This is a genomic window from Pseudomonas sp. MAG002Y (assembly GCF_019400845.1).
Classification (GTDB): Bacteria; Pseudomonadota; Gammaproteobacteria; order Pseudomonadales; family Pseudomonadaceae; genus Chryseomonas; species Chryseomonas luteola.
Map to the genome: position 1 here is coordinate 93,799 of NZ_WOEJ01000013.1, position 18,369 is coordinate 112,167.

The 18,369-nt window shown below is 53.2% G+C and carries 21 protein-coding genes; 19 read left to right on the forward strand and 2 right to left on the reverse strand.

The genetic code is table 11. The annotated features are described in order from the left end of the window. Positions 1-22: 22 nt before the first annotated feature. The 13 genes from GM154_RS18330 (at position 23) to GM154_RS18390 (ending at position 10,024) form a co-directional block, all read left to right on the forward strand. Positions 23-559 (forward strand): YceD family protein, encoded by a 537-nt coding sequence (locus GM154_RS18330; RefSeq protein ID WP_010797728.1) that lies wholly within the window; start codon positions 23-25, stop codon positions 557-559. Between the two features lie 13 nt (positions 560-572). Further along, complete coding sequence (gene rpmF, locus GM154_RS18335) at positions 573-755, forward strand: 50S ribosomal protein L32 (protein WP_010797729.1); 183 nt, start codon at positions 573-575, stop codon at positions 753-755. 3 nt (positions 756-758) lie between these two features. Then, positions 759-1,769: a phosphate acyltransferase PlsX gene (gene plsX / locus GM154_RS18340; RefSeq protein ID WP_219653003.1), complete on the forward strand. Its 1,011-nt coding sequence runs from the start codon at positions 759-761 to the stop codon at positions 1,767-1,769. Between the two features lie 85 nt (positions 1,770-1,854). Continuing rightward, entirely contained in the window at positions 1,855-2,793 is a 939-nt protein-coding gene (gene fabD / locus GM154_RS18345) for an ACP S-malonyltransferase (RefSeq protein WP_219653004.1), read from the forward strand. A gap of 14 nt (positions 2,794-2,807) precedes the next feature. After that, on the forward strand, positions 2,808-3,551 hold the full coding sequence (gene fabG, locus GM154_RS18350; RefSeq protein WP_074827461.1) for a 3-oxoacyl-ACP reductase FabG: 744 nt from the start codon (positions 2,808-2,810) through the stop codon (positions 3,549-3,551). A gap of 163 nt (positions 3,552-3,714) precedes the next feature. Further along, positions 3,715-3,951 carry an acyl carrier protein gene (gene acpP / locus GM154_RS18355; RefSeq protein WP_007160597.1) on the forward strand — a complete coding sequence of 79 codons (237 nt, stop codon included), beginning with the start codon at positions 3,715-3,717 and terminating at the stop codon, positions 3,949-3,951. Positions 3,952-4,071: 120 nt separating this feature from the next. Then, positions 4,072-5,316 carry a beta-ketoacyl-ACP synthase II gene (fabF, locus tag GM154_RS18360; RefSeq protein WP_074827562.1) on the forward strand — a complete coding sequence of 415 codons (1,245 nt, stop codon included), beginning with the start codon at positions 4,072-4,074 and terminating at the stop codon, positions 5,314-5,316. After that, positions 5,316-6,134 (forward strand): aminodeoxychorismate lyase, encoded by an 819-nt coding sequence (pabC, locus tag GM154_RS18365; RefSeq protein ID WP_219653005.1) that lies wholly within the window; start codon positions 5,316-5,318, stop codon positions 6,132-6,134. The genes fabF and pabC overlap by 1 nt, the downstream gene beginning before the upstream one ends. Then, positions 6,134-7,183, forward strand: coding sequence for an endolytic transglycosylase MltG (gene mltG / locus GM154_RS18370; RefSeq protein ID WP_219653006.1), 1,050 nt, complete (start codon positions 6,134-6,136; stop codon positions 7,181-7,183). The genes pabC and mltG overlap by 1 nt, the downstream gene beginning before the upstream one ends. After that, the gene (gene tmk / locus GM154_RS18375; protein WP_219653007.1) at positions 7,180-7,812 is read left to right on the forward strand and encodes a dTMP kinase; all 633 of its coding nucleotides are present in this window, start codon (positions 7,180-7,182) and stop codon (positions 7,810-7,812) included. The genes mltG and tmk overlap by 4 nt, the downstream gene beginning before the upstream one ends. Beyond that, positions 7,805-8,791 carry a DNA polymerase III subunit delta' gene (locus GM154_RS18380; protein WP_219653008.1) on the forward strand — a complete coding sequence of 329 codons (987 nt, stop codon included), beginning with the start codon at positions 7,805-7,807 and terminating at the stop codon, positions 8,789-8,791. The genes tmk and GM154_RS18380 overlap by 8 nt, the downstream gene beginning before the upstream one ends. A gap of 31 nt (positions 8,792-8,822) precedes the next feature. Next, a complete protein-coding gene (locus GM154_RS18385) occupies positions 8,823-9,179 on the forward strand; it encodes a PilZ domain-containing protein (RefSeq protein ID WP_010797738.1) in 357 nt (118 codons plus the stop codon). Positions 9,180-9,238: 59 nt separating this feature from the next. Beyond that, the gene (locus GM154_RS18390; protein WP_219653009.1) at positions 9,239-10,024 is read left to right on the forward strand and encodes a TatD family hydrolase; all 786 of its coding nucleotides are present in this window, start codon (positions 9,239-9,241) and stop codon (positions 10,022-10,024) included. A gap of 212 nt (positions 10,025-10,236) precedes the next feature. On the opposite strand, the gene GM154_RS18395 is transcribed toward GM154_RS18390, so the two are convergent. Continuing rightward, positions 10,237-11,367: an aminotransferase class V-fold PLP-dependent enzyme gene (locus GM154_RS18395; RefSeq protein WP_219653010.1), complete on the reverse strand. Its 1,131-nt coding sequence runs from the start codon at positions 11,365-11,367 to the stop codon at positions 10,237-10,239. A 166-nt stretch (positions 11,368-11,533) separates the two neighbouring features. On the opposite strand from GM154_RS18395, the gene GM154_RS18400 reads away from it, so the two are divergent. The 4 genes from GM154_RS18400 to GM154_RS18415 all read left to right on the forward strand — a co-directional run bounded on the left by GM154_RS18400 (position 11,534) and on the right by GM154_RS18415 (position 14,473). Further along, positions 11,534-12,175 carry a TetR/AcrR family transcriptional regulator gene (locus GM154_RS18400; protein ID WP_010797741.1) on the forward strand — a complete coding sequence of 214 codons (642 nt, stop codon included), beginning with the start codon at positions 11,534-11,536 and terminating at the stop codon, positions 12,173-12,175. 78 nt (positions 12,176-12,253) lie between these two features. Next, entirely contained in the window at positions 12,254-13,222 is a 969-nt protein-coding gene (locus GM154_RS18405; RefSeq protein WP_010797742.1) for a GTP 3',8-cyclase MoaA, read from the forward strand. Between the two features lie 72 nt (positions 13,223-13,294). After that, positions 13,295-13,897 carry a DUF4823 domain-containing protein gene (locus GM154_RS18410; protein WP_074827447.1) on the forward strand — a complete coding sequence of 201 codons (603 nt, stop codon included), beginning with the start codon at positions 13,295-13,297 and terminating at the stop codon, positions 13,895-13,897. A gap of 9 nt (positions 13,898-13,906) precedes the next feature. After that, on the forward strand, positions 13,907-14,473 hold the full coding sequence (locus tag GM154_RS18415) for a DUF1285 domain-containing protein (protein WP_122043044.1): 567 nt from the start codon (positions 13,907-13,909) through the stop codon (positions 14,471-14,473). Between the two features lie 33 nt (positions 14,474-14,506). On the opposite strand, the gene GM154_RS18420 is transcribed toward GM154_RS18415, so the two are convergent. After that, positions 14,507-16,159: an electron transfer flavoprotein-ubiquinone oxidoreductase gene (locus GM154_RS18420; RefSeq protein ID WP_219653011.1), complete on the reverse strand. Its 1,653-nt coding sequence runs from the start codon at positions 16,157-16,159 to the stop codon at positions 14,507-14,509. A 440-nt stretch (positions 16,160-16,599) separates the two neighbouring features. Here GM154_RS18420 and GM154_RS18425 point away from each other — a divergent pair, with 440 nt between their 5' ends. Then, a complete protein-coding gene (locus tag GM154_RS18425; RefSeq protein WP_010797746.1) occupies positions 16,600-17,349 on the forward strand; it encodes an electron transfer flavoprotein subunit beta/FixA family protein in 750 nt (249 codons plus the stop codon). After that, entirely contained in the window at positions 17,349-18,284 is a 936-nt protein-coding gene (locus GM154_RS18430; RefSeq protein ID WP_010797747.1) for an electron transfer flavoprotein subunit alpha/FixB family protein, read from the forward strand. Before GM154_RS18425 ends, GM154_RS18430 begins: the two co-directional genes overlap by 1 nt. The last annotated feature ends 85 nt before the right edge of the window (positions 18,285-18,369 follow it).

Here is an 18,369-nt window from a genome sequence, read left to right on the forward strand (position 1 = left end):
TCGTCTCTATAATGGCGCGCTTATGTTGAATGGGCCACTTCCACCTCACGTAGATCCACGCAAACTGGCTGATCGCGGTGTCACGCTTCGGGGTGAACTGCCGGTATCTAGTTTGCCACGTCTTTGCGAGCAGCTGTCGAGCACTGAGGGAACGGTGAAGGCCGTCCTCGAGTTCTTCCGTGATGAGCAAAGGCTTGTCGTCATTCATGGCGCACTGGATACTGAAGTGCAAATGGTATGTCAGCGATGCCTGGAGCCGGGCGCGTTTCCTGTACACGGCGAGTACGATTACGCAGTGCTATGGGAAGGGCAGTCGGCGGATGCGTTGCCAAAAGGTTATGACGCACTGGAAGTCGGTGAAGAGCCTTTGGATCTGATTGGTTTGATTGAGGATGAGCTTTTGCTTGCCTTGCCAATCATTCCAACTCATGAGCCCGGCATCTGCCATCATCCAGCAGGATTCGAAGCGCCTGAAGCGCCCGAAGAAAGCGCGGACGAGGAAAAGCGAGCCAACCCGTTCAGCGTACTGGCGCAGTTGAAGCGTGACCCAAACGTTTAGGAGTTAATGAGTTATGGCTGTTCAGCAGAACAAAAAATCCCGTTCCGCCCGTGATATGCGTCGCTCCCACGATGCGCTCGAGCCGAATGCATTGTCTGTAGAAAAGAGCACTGGTGAAGTTCACCTGCGTCACCATGTGTCTCCGGACGGTTTTTACCGTGGTCGTAAAGTGATCGACAAGGGTTCCGACGAGTAATCCTTGTCGTCACCTGTCATCGCTATCGATGCAATGGGCGGGGACTTCGGTCCCCGCTGCATTGTGCCTGCCTGTATTTCCTTCCTCGCTAGTCATCCTGCCGTTACGTTGATCCTTGTTGGTGATCCTGATGTCATCCAAGGCCATGTCGGTCAGTTCTCATTTGATGATTCTCGTCTGCGTATCCATGTAGCCACTCAGGCCGTTGATATGGCGGAAAAGCCTTCTTATGCCCTTCGTAACAAGCCTGACTCTTCCATGAAGGTTGCGCTGGGGCTGGTTGCCAGTGGCGAGGCTGACGCATGCGTTAGTGCAGGTAATACTGGTGCCCTGATGGCCTTTGCTCGACAGACGCTGGATACGCTTCCTTGGATAGAGAGGCCGGCCATCTATACCCATCTGCCTGTGATGGGTCGTCAATGTGTATTGGTGGATCTTGGCGCTAATCTGGACTGTTCCGCTCTCAGTCTTTACCAGTTTGCATGCCTGGGGGCCGCTGCTGCTAAAGCAACAGGGATACATGAACCTCGAGTCGCTCTTTTGAATGTAGGTGTTGAGCCGACCAAGGGTAATAGTGTCGTCCAGCAAGCATCAATCCTGCTGGAGAAGTGCAGGCGCCTTAACTATGTCGGCTTCATCGAGGCGAACGCAGTGTTCCGGTCTGAAGCGGATGTGGTGGTGTGTGACGGATTTGTTGGCAATGTCCTGCTTAAAGGAAGCGAGGGGCTTATTTCCATGCTTTTCAAGCAGTTGGAAGGGGCGCCTGTTTTTCTAAGGCTCCTGGCTGCTCCCCTGTTATATCGTCTGCGAAAAGAGATGATGCCTGCCCGCCATAACGGTGCCGGTTTTCTCGGGTTGCGTGGACTGGTTATTAAAAGTCATGGCAGTGCTGATGAGTTCGGCTTTCAGCGTGCGATAGAGCAAGCGGTGCAGGCAATAGAACTTCGCCTGGATGCCTTGATAAAGGCGAATTTTCTGGACCTTTATGAGGATTCAGTACCTAAGTGTGACTGACCTCGGTTGCCTGACATCAAACCAAGAACCTGCTGCGGCATGCTGTTAGGCTGTGGCTTTTGATGAGACTAAAAAGAGATCGACTATGTCTGCTTCTTTCGCTTTCGTATTTCCAGGCCAAGGCTCACAGTCCTTGGGTATGCTGGCCGATATTGGAGCTCAACATTCGCAGATACGCGATACGTTTGCTGAGGCTTCTGATGCGCTTGGCTACGATATCTGGTCACTGGTTCAGCAAGGTCCGGAAGAGCAGTTGAATCAAACGGACAAGACTCAGCCCGCCATTCTGACGGCGTCTATTGCCTTGTGGCGACTATGGGAGGCAAGGGGAGGCGTACGTCCTTCTTATGTGGCAGGTCATAGTCTTGGCGAATATTCCGCTCTGGTTGCTGCAAGTGCTCTGGCCTTTACTGACGCTGTAAGGCTCGTTGAGCGCCGTGGACAGCTGATGCAGGAGGCTGTGCCAGCGGGCGAGGGCGCAATGGCCGCTATCCTGGGGCTAGAAGATGCAGATATCGTTAACGCCTGTGCTGAAGCGGCCCAGGGTGATGTTGTGAGCGCAGTGAATTATAATGCGCCTGGGCAGGTGGTCATTGCAGGTAACGCAGCTGCAGTGATGCGAGCTGTCGAGCTATGCAAGGCGCGTGGCGCAAAACGTGCGGTTCCGCTTCCGGTAAGTGTGCCCTCCCATTGTGAGTTGATGCGTCCGGCAGCGGAGCGCTTTGCCGAGGCTGTTAACGCAATCCAATGGCAGCAGCCCTCCATTCCGGTCGTTCAGAATGTAAACGCCGGAGTCAGTGCAGATCTTGCAGCGCTGAAGCAGAACCTGCTGGCGCAACTGTACAGTCCGGTGCGCTGGGTTGAGTCCGTTCAACTGCTTGCGGACAAAGGGGTTACTCAACTGGTAGAGTGCGGGCCCGGAAAAGTCCTGGCAGGTTTGAACAAGCGGTGTGTCAAAGGTATAGAGACCTATAGTCTTGACGCGCCTGATGCCTTTGCTGCTACCCAAGCAGCATTGGCTTGATTTAAGGAGAAAACATGAGCCTCCAAGGTAAAGTCGCATTGGTAACCGGTGCAACACGTGGCATCGGACAGGCCATTGCTCTTGAGCTCGGACGCCTCGGGGCTACCGTGATCGGTACGGCTACCAGCGAAAGCGGTGCCTTCCGTATCAGCGAAAGCCTGAAGGCCAATGGTATAGAGGGCACCGGACTGGTGCTGAACGTTGCAGACAACGCTTCGGTGACGGCGGCGTTGGAACAGATTCAGCAGCAATATGGTGCGCCTGCTATTCTGGTCAATAATGCGGGCATCACGCGAGATAATCTGATGCTGCGCATGAAAGACGACGAGTGGTTCGATGTAATCGATACCAACCTGAACAGCCTGTTCCGTTTGTCGAAAGCCGTATTGCGTGGGATGACCAAAGCTCGTTGGGGGCGCATCATCAGCATAGGCTCTGTTGTCGGGGCTATGGGTAATGTTGGCCAGGCCAATTATGCTGCCGCCAAGGCCGGTCTTGAGGGGTTTACTCGGGCGTTGGCTCGTGAAGTAGGTTCCAGAGCGATCACGGTAAATGCCGTGGCTCCAGGGTTTATTGATACTGATATGACGCGTGAGCTGCCAGATGCTCAGCGTGAAGCGCTTTTGACTCAAATTCCACTGGGTCGATTAGGGCAAGCTGAAGAAATTGCAAAAGTTGTCGCCTTTTTAGCAACGGACAGTGCTGCGTACGTTACAGGTGCTACTGTTCCAGTTAACGGCGGAATGTATATGAGTTAAGCGATTTTTGACGGGTTGAACGACTTTTTGTGAATTTTCAAGACTAGCAAAAAGTCAGTTCAGAGGTCAGGATGTCGCGTCAGCTTGAAATATTGAAAACCCTTTCTATACACTTACGCGCAGTCCGGCTGCACGGATTATTCCATAGGAGTGAAAACACGGTATGAGCACCATCGAAGAACGCGTTAAGAAGATCGTCGCTGAACAACTCGGCGTGAAAGAAGAGGAAGTAACCAACAGCGCTTCCTTCGTCGAGGATCTGGGCGCCGACTCCCTTGACACCGTTGAGCTGGTGATGGCTCTGGAAGAGGAATTCGAAACTGAAATCCCGGACGAACAAGCCGAAAAGATCACCACTGTTCAGGAAGCTATCGACTACATCGTTGCTCACCAGCAATAAGTCGGTTCTTCTGTAGAACACGAAAGCCGCACGCCTGTCCAGGCGTGCGGCTTTTCTATATAACGGTCATCAATGTAATAACTTTAGATGATCGAACAAACGAGCTATGAGGAAATCGTTGTGTCACGTAGACGCGTCGTGATCACGGGCATGGGCATGGTATCGCCGCTGGGCGGGGACGTGCAAAGCAGCTGGGAAGGCATTCTTGCTGGTCGCAGCGGTATTGCCCCGATTGAACACATGGACGTTTCTGCCTTTGCTACCCGCTTTGGGGGATCAGTCAAAGGATTCAACGTAGAAGATTATCTCTCTGCGAAAGAAGCTCGGAAACTCGACCTCTTTATTCAATATGGCCTGGCGGCTAGCTTCCAGGCTATGCGTGATTCCGGACTTGAAGTGACAGATGCCAATCGGGATCGAATTGGTGTCGCCATGGGGTCTGGTATTGGTGGTCTCTCCAATATCGAGAACAACTGCAAGGCCTTGTTTGATCAAGGTCCCCGCCGTATTTCGCCATTTTTTGTCCCTGGCTCGATCATTAACATGGTTTCCGGCTTCCTTTCCATCCACTTGGGATTGAAGGGGCCTAATTATGCAATTGCTACAGCATGTACAACCTCCACGCATTGTGTAGGTATGGCTGCACGTAACATTGCCTATGGTGATGCTGATGTCATGGTGGCTGGCGGTGCCGAAATGGCTACCTGCGGGCTAGGGTTGGGTGGTTTTGGTGCTGCACGGGCACTTTCTACCCGAAATGAAGAGCCTACTAAGGCCAGCAGACCTTGGGATCGTCAGCGAGACGGCTTTGTGCTGTCTGATGGCGCGGGTGCATTGATTCTGGAAGAGCTAGAGCATGCTCAAGCGCGTGGCGCCCATATTTATGCTGAGCTTATTGGGTTTGGCATGAGCGCTGATGCGTTTCATATGACGGCCCCCCCTGAAGATGGCGCTGGCGCAGCACAGTGCATGAGCAATGCATTGAAAGATGCGCGAATCGATCCATCCCAGGTCGATTACATCAATGCGCACGGTACGTCCACGCCTGCTGGTGATATGGCAGAGGCTTCTGCGGTCAAGCGGATCTTTGGTGAGCATGCCTACAAATTGTCGGTGAGCTCTACCAAGTCAATGACTGGGCATCTGTTAGGGGCTGCCGGGGCTGTTGAAGCCATTTTCAGCATCCTGGCCATTCGTGACCAACTGGCGCCACCTACCATCAACCTGGATGATCCGGATGATGGCTGTGATCTGGACTTTGTGCCGCATAAGCCAAAGGCAATGCCTATCGAGATCAGCCTGTCCAACTCCTTCGGCTTCGGTGGTACTAATGGTAGTTTGATCTTCCGTCGCTTTTCTGAGTGATGAAAGACTGGGTTAATGGTCAGCCGGATGAGGCTGGCCTTTCCTTCCGGGATCGTGGTTTGGCATATGGCCATGGGCTTTTCGAAACGATAGGCGTCCATAACGGCCAACCACGATTCCTTGATGATCACCTGAGGCGGCTGCTTGATGGATGTCGTCGTCTGGCAATTCCCTTGGAGCTTGATGCAGTCAGGCTTGAAATTCTTGAGTATGCTGCGTTGCTACGCAACGGTGTAGCCAAGCTGATCATTACGGCCGGCCTCGGTGAACGGGGTTATGCGGCTCCGTCGAATCCACTTCCGCAACGTCTTCTGCTGGCCTCTCCTGTGCCTCGCTATCCATCTGAGAATGCTGAGCAGGGGATCCGTCTGTTTCCCTGCCAGACACGTCTGGCTTGCCAACCGCTATTGGCTGGACTCAAGCACCTGAACCGTCTTGAGCAGGTATTAGCGCGGGGAGAGTGGCAGGGAGCAAACTATGCTGAAGGCCTTATGTGTGATGCATTTGGGCATGTTGTAGAAGGCGTTTTCAGTAACCTTTTCATCGTGTCCAGGAACACATTGATAACGCCCGTGCTTGATAGGTGTGGTGTTGCTGGCGTGATGCGCTCCTATCTTCTTCGTTGCGCAGATGGGCTTGGCGTCATGACCGAAATCAGGCCGGTGACGTTGAGTGAGTTCATGGCCGCTGATGAGGTATTTATGTGCAACAGTCAGTATGGTGTTTGGCCAGTATGTACGTATGCTGAGCATGAATGGCCAATAGGCCCGTTGACACGTCAATTTCAACAGATTGCCTCGAAGGCTCTGGATTCGTAATGCGAAAATTATTGGTTCTGCTCGAGGGCGGCTTGCTCTTGATGGGGCTGGCGCTAGCCGGAATGGGCTGGTTGCAACACAAGGCACTCGAGCAGCCTGTGGCGGTTGGTCAGGAACAGCTTGTCGAAATACCCAAGGGCGCTACGCCGGGCGGTATGCTCCGGCATCTTGAGGAGGAGAAGTTACTGAGCGGATCCTTCTGGTTGCGTTTGTATTGGCGTTTCAATCTTTCCGGACAGGCTCTGCACAGCGGTGAGTACCGAGTAACGCCAGGGATGAGTGTTCGTGAATTACTTGCCCTCTGGCAAAAAGGCGAGGTGGTCCAATACAACGTTACGCTCGTTGAAGGCTGGAACTTCCATCAGGTTCGGGATGCCTTGGCTCGTCAGGAAAAGCTGGAGCAAACATTGGCTGGACTGAGTGACGAAGACGTCATGGCGCGTTTAGGCAAGCCTGGTATGCATCCTGAGGGGCGTTTCTTTCCCGACACCTATCGTTATGTAAAAGGAATGCGCGACGTCGAAATTCTGAAGCAGGCCAGTCAACGTTTGGAGCAGGTTCTTGCCGAGGAGTGGGAGGCGCGCGCCGCGGATGTGCCCTATCAGGAGCCGTATCAGGCTCTGATCATGGCCTCTTTAGTGGAGAAGGAAACAGGGGTTCCGCAAGAGCGGCCTCAAATAGCAGGCGTTTTTGTTCGCCGTCTAGCGTTGAATATGCTCTTGCAGACAGATCCTACGGTTATCTACGGGCTGGGTGACAATTACAAGGGCAAGTTGACCCGAGAATATCTCCGCCAACCTACGCCTTACAATACCTACGTGAACCCTGGTTTACCTCCTACGCCTATCTCCATGGTAGGGCGGGAAGCGATTCATGCCGCGCTGCATCCTGAGCCAGGTAAAAGTCTTTACTTTGTAGCGCGTGGAGACGGGACGCATGTGTTTTCTGATGACATCGATGCACATAACCGCGCTGTTCGTGAGTACCAACTTAAACGCCGAGCCGATTACCGTTCGAGTCCGGCACCTATTAACAAGGAGTCTGAGTGAGCGGGTTGTTTATTACGTTGGAGGGGCCGGAAGGGGCAGGTAAAAGCACTAACCGTGACTATCTGGCAAGGCAATTACAATCGCATGGCCTTGAAGTGGTGCTGACACGTGAGCCTGGTGGAACGCCATTGGCCGAGCGCATCCGCGGACTTTTGCTTGACCCCTGCGATGAGGGCATGCATGCGGATACTGAGCTGCTGCTTGTGTTTGCTGCACGTGCACAGCATTTAAACACTATAATTAAGCCTGCGCTTGATCGTGGTGCGGTTGTCCTGTGTGATCGATTCACTGATGCGACCTACGCGTATCAGGGCGGGGGGCGTGGGCTTTCGGAAGCACGCATTGCCACCTTGGAGCACTTTGTTCAGTCAGGCCTGCAGCCTGATCTTACCTTGGTGTTCGATTTACCTATCGAAATAGGACTTGAAAGAGCAGCCAAACGAGGTCGCCTCGACCGGTTTGAGCGGGAACAACACAGCTTTTTCGAGGCCGTAAGGCAGACTTATCTCTCCCGTGCCGCGGCTAGTACCGACCGCTATCGGGTGATTGACGCAGCCCAGTCGCTTGCCGATGTACAGCAACAACTTGATCAGCTTGTACCTGAGTTGTTGGAGCGCGCCCGTGGTTAAGCGGTACCCGTGGCAATCGGAACTATGGGAGCGGCTGACTCATCGTAAGCGGCATGCCCATGCTTATCTATTTCATGGGCCAGCGGGTATTGGCAAGCGGGCGCTGGCCGAGCGGCTTGTAGGGCGTTTGCTTTGCCAGAACGTAGCAGCAGGGGAGGCATGCGGCCAGTGTAAGGCTTGTCTTTTGTTAAGGGCTGGAACGCATCCTGACTATTTTCTTGTAGAGCCGGAAGAGGTGGAAAAGCCTATCCGCGTTGATCAAATCAGGAGCCTGGTTGACTTCGTTGCCCAAACCGCACAGTTGGGCGGCCGCAAGGTCATTCTGCTGGAACCAGCTGAGGCGATGAACCTCAATGCCTCAAATGCTTTACTGAAAAGCCTGGAAGAACCTTCCGGTGACACGGTCCTGGTGTTGATCAGTCATCAGCCGAGTCGACTATTGCCTACCATCAAAAGTCGTTGTGTGCAGCAGGCCTGCCCCGTACCTCGTCCAGAAGAAAGCCTGGCTTGGCTAGCGCAGGCCTTGCCCGATCTCTCCTCGGAAGATCTCAATGATGTGCTGACGCTGGCTGGTGGTTCGCCTTTAACGGCTGCTCGTTTGCATGCGATGGGCGTTCAGGCTTACCGGTCACATGTTGTAGACGGCTTGAAAAAGCTCTTGAAGCGGCAGATCGCGCCAAGTCCATTAGCCGAAAGCTGGAACAGCATTCCGTTACTGCTATTGATGGACTGGTTCTGTGAGTGGGCATTGTTGATCCTGCGCTATCAAATGACTCGGGATCAAGCGGTGACCGGTTTGGCCGATATGAGCAAAGTAATCCAGTATCTGGGTGATAAGGCCGATTCCACTCAGGTCATAAACCTGCAGAACTGGCTGCTCGAGCAGCGGCAGAAAGTAATGGGTAAGGCTAATCTGAACCGCGTACTGCTACTTGAAGCGCTGTTGATACGGTGGGCAAGCCTACCGCAGCAGGGCTAGAATTCACTTAATAATGGTTGAGTGCTGTCGTATGAGTTTGCCTCCGAATCTGGGTCCTCGAAACGGAATTCTGTCCCTTACGATCAAGGACAAATCAGTACTGTATGCCGCCTATATGCCTTTCATCCGTAATGGTGGCCTGTTTATTCCAACAAACAAGTCATACAAGCTAGGGGATGAAGTATTCATGCTGCTCAACCTGATGGATGAGCCTGAAAAAATCCCTGTTGCCGGAAAGGTCGTCTGGATAACGCCCCGGGGCGCACAGGGAAATCGTGCTGCTGGGGTTGGCGTTCAATTCAATGACGGCGATAACACGGCTCGAAACAAGATCGAGACCTATCTGGCGGGTACGCTCAAGTCGGACCGCCCTACGCATACCATGTAATTCTTTCTTTCGTGCAAGCATGGCCTTGCTGAAAGCGCACGTTTTTACCAGGAAAACCCATGAAACTGATCGACTCCCATTGTCATCTAGATCGCCTTGATCTAACGGCTCATAATGGATCGCTGGACGCGGCGCTTGAGGCGGCAAGGGAGAGAGGCGTAGGGCACTTTCTATGCATTGGTGTAAGCGCCGAAAATGCTGGCGATGTGAAGACTGTTGCCAAGCGTTACCCGGACGTGCATTGCTCTGTTGGAATTCATCCATTGGATGTTTCTGCTGAAAAGGAGCCTGCGCTGGAGTGGCTGTTGCGCGAGCTGGATCATCCTCGTGTGGTCGCCATCGGAGAAACCGGGCTGGACTATCATTACGAGCCTGAAAGCGCTGAGCTGCAGAAGCAGTCCTTTCGGTTGCATCTTGAGGCGGGGCGGATTACCGGTAAACCTGTCATTGTGCATACCCGTGAAGCCAGAGCTGACACGTTGGCCTTGCTCAGAGAGGCTGATCTGACTGCGGCAGGAGTATTGCACTGTTTTACCGAGGACTGGGAAATGGCCAAGGCTGCCCTGGACCTGGGTTTTTATATCTCTCTTTCAGGAATCGTGACGTTCCGAAATGCCGAGGCATTGCGTGAAGTGGCTCGTCAGGTGCCAGCCAATCGGCTTCTTGTGGAAACCGATTCGCCTTATCTGGCGCCTATTCCTTATCGTGGCAAACCGAACCTCCCTCAATATGTGCGTGAAGTGGCTGAGTTTTTAGCTTCGGTTCGTGGTGTCGAGCTGGAAGCACTGGCCGAGCAAACTACAGAAAATTTCTACCGGCTCTTTCCTCTGGCAAAAGCTGTATAAAACCAATAGTCAAAAAAAACCCGGTTTTTTCTAACCGGGCCAAGACCATTAGGAGTTTAACGGGATGCACCAATAGCGATGTATCCCACCGATAACGCCTCGGGGGAGTGGCGCTGCCGGTAAGTAGAAGTATTGATCAGTCATGGGGAACATCCAGTCGGGATTGATCATTTTTTAAACAGATTTGGAATAGGCAGCCTTTCATTGAGCACTTATCGCGACAACTTCCGGATGATGTCCAGCGTCTCATCCAGTACCTGTTGCGGTGTGTAAAAGTGTGGCGAAAGACGGATGCCAGCACCGCGTTGAGCGCAGATAATGTTCTCGCGCTTCAGGCCTTCAAAAAGAGTCGTATTGTCTTTGCCATCCAGCGTAAACGTTAGAATACCAGCTCTGCGATTGGGATCTGTCGCACTGTGGACATGAGCGCCGGGAAGTGCTTTCAGTCCTTCAATCAACATGTGCATTCTGGTATGTAATTCCTGCGCAACTTGCACCATGCCTATCTCATCGAGCAATGAGAGACTGGCTTTCAAGGCGACAGCGCCGAGCATGTTGGGGCTACCACATTCGAAGCGGCGGGCGGTGCGTGCTGGTTTCCATTCGCGACTGTTATAATTACCTGCGTTATCGAGCATATGCCAGCCATATTCGTTTAGCGTCAGCTGCTCTCTAAGATCACTCCGACAATAAAAAACGCCAAGCCCTTCTGGGCCTAGCATCCATTTATGCCCGTCCGCCATGGCAAAGGCGCACCCGCAGGCTTGTACGTCCAGAGGAAGTGCGCCTAGCTGTTGAATTGCATCAACACACAACAGTACGCCGTTCTGGCGGCAGCCCTGGCCTAATTTGACCAAGTCCAGGCGCAGGCCGCTTGCATATTGCACTGCGCTGATCGCCAGCAGGCGTGTCCGGGACGTACAGGCCTCTAGCAGCGCCTGTTCAGGATCTGTCCCAGCCAGATTGACCTCAATGACTTCGACTCCAAAGCGGGACAGTGCCTCCCAAACGATTCGGTTCGATGGGAATTCTTCATTGCTGATGACCACTTGATCGCCGGCCCGCCAGTCCAGACCAAACGCAACAAATGACAGGGCCTCTGACGTATTCTTGACCAGGGCGATATCTGCCGTGCTGGGCGCGTTAAGCAGCTTCATCAGGTGTGTTCTCAGCTGCTGCTCAATCTCAAGCCAGGCGGGGTAATCCTTGGCTCCCTGGATAACATTTTCCTGTGCAAACGCCGCTACGGCCTGCGATGCACGCGCTGGCCAAGGCGCTACTGCGGCATGGTTGAGGTAGCGCAGGGTTTCATGATGCGGAAACTCGTTCATCCAGGTGTTCATAAGAGGCTCATCCATACAAAAATATGTATTTTTAGGCATAATGCCGTAATCAATGTGACATCGCCTGTCAGATGCGTATCGTCCATCTCGCGTTGTGCCAGCCGATGGTAATAGCTTCCCCTACCGATACCTTCCGCATTCAGACTCTAAAAAGAAACTTATTTCTATGCAGAAAGAACCTCGAAAGGTCCGTGAATTTCGCCGCCGTGAGCAGGAGATTCTAGACACAGCCCTCAAGCTTTTCCTGGAAGAAGGGGAGGACAGTGTTACTGTAGAGATGATCGCTGACGCGGTCGGGATTGGAAAAGGAACGATTTATAAACATTTCCGATCCAAAGCCGAGATCTATCTTCGCCTGATGCTGGATTACGAGCGAGACCTGGCTTCGCTGTTTCACTCGGAAGACGTGGCACGTGATCGGGAAGCTCTGTCCCGGGACTACTTTGAGTTTCGTATGCGCGACCCTCAGCGCTACAGGCTTTTTGACCGGCTGGAAGAAAAGGTGGTCAAAGCTAATCAGGTTCCTGAGTTGGTCGAACAATTGCATAAGATCAGAGCGTCAAACTTCGATCGTTTGACTCAGCTGATCAAGGGACGAATCGCTGAAGGGAAGCTGGAAGATGTTCCTCCTTATTTTCACTATTGCGCTGCCTGGGCGCTGGTGCACGGGGCGGTAGCCTTGTACCACTCTCCCTTCTGGCGAGATGTCATTGAAGATCAGGACGGATTTTTTCAGTTTCTTATGGACATCGGCGTGCGTATGGGTAACCGCCGTAAGCGAGACACGGAAATACCGGCTTCCCGGTGAGGTCCGAAAGTCTGAGCTTGAATAAATCGTTCTCGACCCAGATATCTTTTTTCTCTGTTAAGCAGTTGGAGTTCAAGCATGATCGTTGACCGTCAGGGTCGAGCCTTTCGCAACCTACGGATCAGCTTAACCGCTGCATGCAATTATGCATGTACATATTGTGTTCCCAATGGGAAACGCCTCGTAGCGGCTCAAGATGAGTTATCGGCTGATGCTATGGCTCGTGGTGTTGAATACCTTATTGAGGCTGCAGGCATCGAGCGTCTGCGTATTACTGGTGGTGAGCCACTGGTCACTCCCAAGTTCGAGCCTTTCTTGCAGGCGGTTTCCGCCTTAAAGCTCAAAGACATTAGTCTTACCACTAACGGCCAGCTGCTGGCTAAAAAGCTGCCCATTATCATCGACAACGGGGTTCGCCGTCTGAACGTCTCTCTGGATACGCTCGATGCGGAAGCCTTCCCTGTACTCGCGCGGGGAGGCGACCTGAAGACGGTGCTTGCAGGTCTTGAAGAAGCCCGTCAGGCAGGACTTAAAATCAAGGTCAATATGGTCCCATTGCGTGGCCAGAACCTTGATCAGATATTGCCGCTGCTCGAATACTGTCTCGAGCGCGGCTTCGAGTTACGGTTTATCGAGCTGATGAGGATGGGGCATCTCGCGCGTGATCCCAACGGCTTCCAGCAGCAGTTCGTACGGTTGGCAGAGCTTTTAGAGATCATCGGTGCGGTCCATCCCTTTGTACAGGCTGATGCGCCTGTAGACGCCACTGCCTTGCGTTATCAGGTAGAGGGTGGGGGCTACTTCGGCGTTATTGCGAATGAAAGCGTACCTTTCTGCCGTAGCTGTTCGCGTCTACGCTTGTCTTCAACAGGTTGGCTGCATGGCTGCTTGTCATCCAGTAATCGCCACTTTGTTGGTGATTTGCTGGACAAGCCCCGTCATCTAGCGCTTCCGGCGCTACAGCGGTTGCTGGTCAAGGCCTTGGGCGATAAGCAGGACGTTGCGTTCTCTGGTGGTGTAACGGTGATGAAGATCATCGGGGGCTAGCATATAGATTGGCCTGGAAACTGCTAGACGCGTGTCAGCGCCGGTTTTTCGTCGCCGGTTCAGGAGAAAGAGATGCGTCGTTTCCTCGCCATTTGTGCGATTGTATTGTTGTCCGGTTGTATGAATGTCAGCGATATGGCTGCTGGTACTACTTATCACCTACGGGATGCTGGGTTTCTTGACTACAGCCATACACAGCGATTGAACAACTTCCGGTTGCAGCCGGACTCTTATATCTATATCGCACAAGGCGCGTTCGTGCCGCCAGGGCATCCATATGCCAGGCCCAATGTCGTAGCGGAACAGGCCTTCAATGGTTTCGTGGAATATTTTCCACGGGTACGTCGTGCCAAAGGGCCCATTGGATTGGACGAAGCCATACTCGAGGCACGTAACCTGGGGGCTCACTATCTGCTGTATACCCGCTTTGCAGCCGCTGATGATGCCATTGGCAACTGGCAGGAGTGGGAAGATCAGGAAGCGTTGGATCGAGTAGGTCGGGACCGCAGTGTGGTTCAGGTCATGCTGATCGAAACGGCAACTTATTATCTGGTGGATACGGCCCGTATTCGCAGCCGGGGCGGTTTCCTGACATTTTACAACGAGAAACCCGAAGACCTGCTAGCGCCTCCGCTTGCGGAGTATGCTCAGCATCTGTTGGGTTTGACGCGATAAGGAGTGTTCATGAGTGAGTCGCATAAGGTTGATGACCTGATCGCCCAGTTACCGAACGGGGAGGGTAAGGCATTGCCGCCGGTTCATTCATGGAATCCCCCCTTCTGCGGCGATATCGACATGCGTATCGCGCGCGATGGCACTTGGTTTTACCAAGGCTCTGCTATAAATCGACCTGCCATGGTCCGGCTGTTTTCAACCATCCTGCGTAAGGATGAGCAAGGCTATGTGTTAGTGACGCCTGTTGAGAAGGTAGGTATTCAGGTTGAGGATGCTCCCTTTGTGGCCATTGATTGTGATGTACAAGGTCAAAGGCAAAATCAGGTTTTGTGCTTTACAACCCAAGTAGGCGATACGGTGGAAGCCAATGCTGATCATCCCCTGCGCGTGGTCATTGATCCTAGTACGCAAGAGCCTTCGCCATACGTGCTTGTAAGGGATCGCCTCGAAGCCTTGATTCATCGCAATGTCTTCTATCGGCTCGTCGAATGTATGTCGCTGGAACATTATGAGGGGGCGATGTGGCAGGGCCTATGGAGTGGCGGGGCGTTTTTCCCGGTGGCTCGGCAGGACTGAAATAAGAAAAGGCTCCCTGGGGAGCCCTTTTTGTTACATGTTAGGGTAGTTGGGGCCGCCAGTGCCTTCTGGCGGTACCCAGGTGATGTTTTGGGAAGGATCCTTGATATCACACGTCTTACAATGCACACAGTTTTGGGCATTGATCTGGAAGCGTTTCTCGCCGTCTTCCTGCGTCACAACTTCGTATACACCAGCGGGGCAATAACGCTGCGCAGGCTCGTCGTAGAGCGGAAGATTGCGGTCGATCGGAATGGACGGGTCCTTGAGCTTCAGGTGAACAGGTTGGTCCTCTTCATGGTTGGTGTTGGAGAGGAACACCGAGGACAGTTTGTCGAAGCTGATCTTGCCGTCAGGCTTGGGATAATCGATCCGTTTGGATTCAGACGCCTTTTTCAGGCAAGCGTAGTCGGGCGTTGTATCGTGCAGCGTAATGGGCAGCTTGCCGCCAAACAGGTTCTGCTCGATAAAGTTGAAGGCGTTGCCCTTTATTGCTCCATATTTATGGATGGCGGCGCCGAAGTTGCGGCTCTTGTAGAGTTCCTCGTATACCCAACTGTTCTTGAACGTATCCAGATAACAGGTCAGCTCATCGGCTTCACGCCCGGCTACCAGGGCTTCGGCAATGGCTTCAGCGGCCAGCATGCCGGTTTTCATCGCCGTGTGGCTGCCCTTGATCTTCGAGAAGTTGAGCGTACCGCCGTCACAACCGATCAATGCACCGCCTGGGAACGTCAGTTTGGGAAGTGAGTTCAGGCCGCCCTTAGTAATGGCGCGAGCGCCATAAGATACACGCTTGCCGCCTTCCAGATATTGCTTGATTACCGGGTGATGCTTGTAGCGCTGAAATTCATCAAAGGGCGAGAGGTAAGGGTTGCTGTAGGACAGATCCACGATCAGGCCCACTACGACCTGGTTGTTTTCCAGGTGATAGAGGAATGAGCCACCCGGGTTATCATCGTCTAGCGGCCAGCCTGCTGTATGCACAACAAGGCCCTGCTCATGCTTGGCAGGGTCGACATCCCAGATTTCCTTGATGCCTATCGCGTAGTGCTGCACATCGGCATGGGCGCCCAGGTTGAAACGCTGGCTCAATTGCTTGCCAATATGCCCACGACTACCTTCGGCGAATAGGGTGTATTTGGCACGTAGTTCCATGCCGGGCGTGTAGTAGCCTTCCTTGGGGTTTCCTTCGCGGTCTACGCCCAGGTCGCCGGTTACGATACCGCGCACAATACCGTTCTCATCAATCAGGGCTTCCTGCGCAGCGAAGCCTGGATAGATTTCTACACCCAGTCCTTCAGCCTGCTGGGCTAGCCAGCGGCACAGGTTCCCTAGGGAAATGATGTAGTTGCCTTGGTTGTGCATGGTCTTGGGGACAAGAAAGTCAGGCAGCTTCCTGGCACGTTCGGCGTCCTTGAGCAGGTAGATATCGTCGCGCTTGACTGGCGTATTCAGCGGGGCATCCAGTTCCTTCCAGTTGGGGAACAGTTCATCGAGTGCGCGCGGCTCGAACACGGCGCCAGAGAGAATATGAGCACCGACCTCGGAGCCTTTCTCTACAACGCAGACGCTGATTTCCTGACCGGTCTCAGCCGCCTTTTGCTTCAATCGGCAGGCAGCGGAAAGGCCTGCCGGGCCGGCGCCGACAATAACAACGTCGAACTCCATAAATTCGCGTTCCACGGACAGTCTCCTCAAGGCATTGATGCTAGTTATATTTTGGCGGCTGTAATAAAGAAAAACATTATATAGGGGTCTTTCCAGAGGTCCAATACAAACGTTTGTTTGAATTTTCTCTCGGACTGGTACATTCTGCTTGTGCTGCCTCCAGAAGCGGCTAGGGTTATGTCGGGTAACTGCCTGTTTGCATTATGGCTTGGTTAAAAAAGCGTTCGGACGGCCTTTGCTAAAGGCAAGTACCCTTTAACTGTGATGCCTTTAGCCTATCGCATTTCCTTCTGGCAGCACGCCGACTTGCCTTGGAGCGTTGACCCTCTCGACTGATGCAGTCAACATACGGCGGTTAATGGTTATTTGTAAGCCGAGAGCCGTTATTTGGTCGATTCGATCGGCTAGGCCTGCCTGGCTACCGTATTTATTCACTACAGAATAATGAGGAACTCATGAAGGTTCTTGTAGCTGTAAAAAGAGTGGTGGACTACAACGTCAAGGTCCGCGTCAAACCCGATAACTCCGGTGTTGACCTGGCCAACGTCAAGATGTCCATGAACCCCTTCTGTGAGATCGCCGTTGAAGAAGCGGTGCGCCTGAAGGAAAAAGGTATCGCTACCGAAATCGTGGCCGTGTCTGTAGGTCCGACTGCTGCACAGGAGCAATTGCGTACTGCGTTGGCTTTGGGAGCGGACCGTGCCGTTCTGGTCGAGACCAATGAAGAGTTGAGCTCGCTGGCGATTGCGAAGCTGCTCAAGGCGGTTGTCGACAAAGAACAACCCCAGCTGGTTATCATGGGCAAGCAGGCTATTGACAGTGATAACAACCAGACGGGTCAGATGTTGGGTGCACTGACCGGCTTTGCCCAGGGAACCTTCGCTTCTAAGGTCGAGCGTGACGGTGACGTATTGAACGTGACCCGCGAAATCGATGGAGGGCTGCAGACCGTTGCTCTGAACCTGCCTGCTATCGTGACCACTGACCTGCGCTTGAACGAGCCGCGTTATGCCTCGCTGCCAAACATCATGAAGGCCAAGAAAAAGCCACTGGATGTCTTAACGCCGGACGCTCTGGGTGTTAGCACGGCTTCGACTGTCAAGACGCTGAAGGTGGAAGCACCGGCTGGCCGTCAGGCAGGTATCAAGGTGAAGTCGGTTGCTGAACTGGTCGAAAAACTCAAGAACGAAGCGAAGGTGATCTGATGGCTATTCTGGTCATTGCCGAACACAGTAATGCTGCGCTCAATGGCGCAACGCTCAATACCGTGGCTGCAGCCAAAGCCATCGGTGGTGATATTCATGTTCTGATCGCCGGTCAGAGCTGCGGTGGTGCGGCTGAAGCTGCTGCCAAAGCCGAGGGCGTTTCCAAGGTGCTGGTTGCCGATAATGCTGCTTACGCCTACCAGTTGCCAGAAAACGTGGCGCCGTTGGTTGTTGAGCTGGTTAAAGGCAATGGGTACACCCACGTACTATCGCCAGCCGGTTCGAACGGCAAGAATTTCATGCCACGTATTGCTGCGCTACTAGACGTGGATCAGATTTCCGAGATCATTTCGGTCGAAAGTCCGGATACCTTCAAGCGGCCCATCTATGCCGGTAATGCGATCGCAACCGTGCAGTCATCCGCTCCGGTAAAAGTTATTACCGTGCGCGCTACTGGTTTTGATCCGGTTGCTGCCGAAGGTGGTTCTGCCGCTATCGAAGCGGTTTCTTCCGTACAGGATGCAGGTATTTCCCGCTTCGTGAACGAAGAATTGGCCACGACAGGTCGCCCGGACTTGGGCGCTGCGAAAGTGGTGGTATCGGGCGGTCGTGGTTTGCAGAACGGTGATAATTTCAAGATTCTGTACTCCCTGGCAGACAAGCTGGGTGCTGCCGTAGGCGCTTCTCGCGCAGCAGTGGACGCAGGCTTCGTACCCAATGACATGCAGGTTGGTCAAACGGGCAAGATCGTTGCGCCGCAGTTGTACATTGCGGTAGGCATCTCCGGTGCGATTCAACACCTGGCCGGTATGAAAGACTCGAAAGTCATTGTGGCCATCAACAAGGATGAAGAGGCGCCAATCTTCCAGGTGGCTGATTATGGACTGGTAGGTGACCTGTTCGAGTTAATCCCTGAGCTTGAAAAGTCGATATAAGCAATAGCCTCTTAAAAACCCGCTCGATCGAGCGGGTTTTTTATTGGGTAGATTTTTGTTGACGGACAAATGCCTTTCAACATGA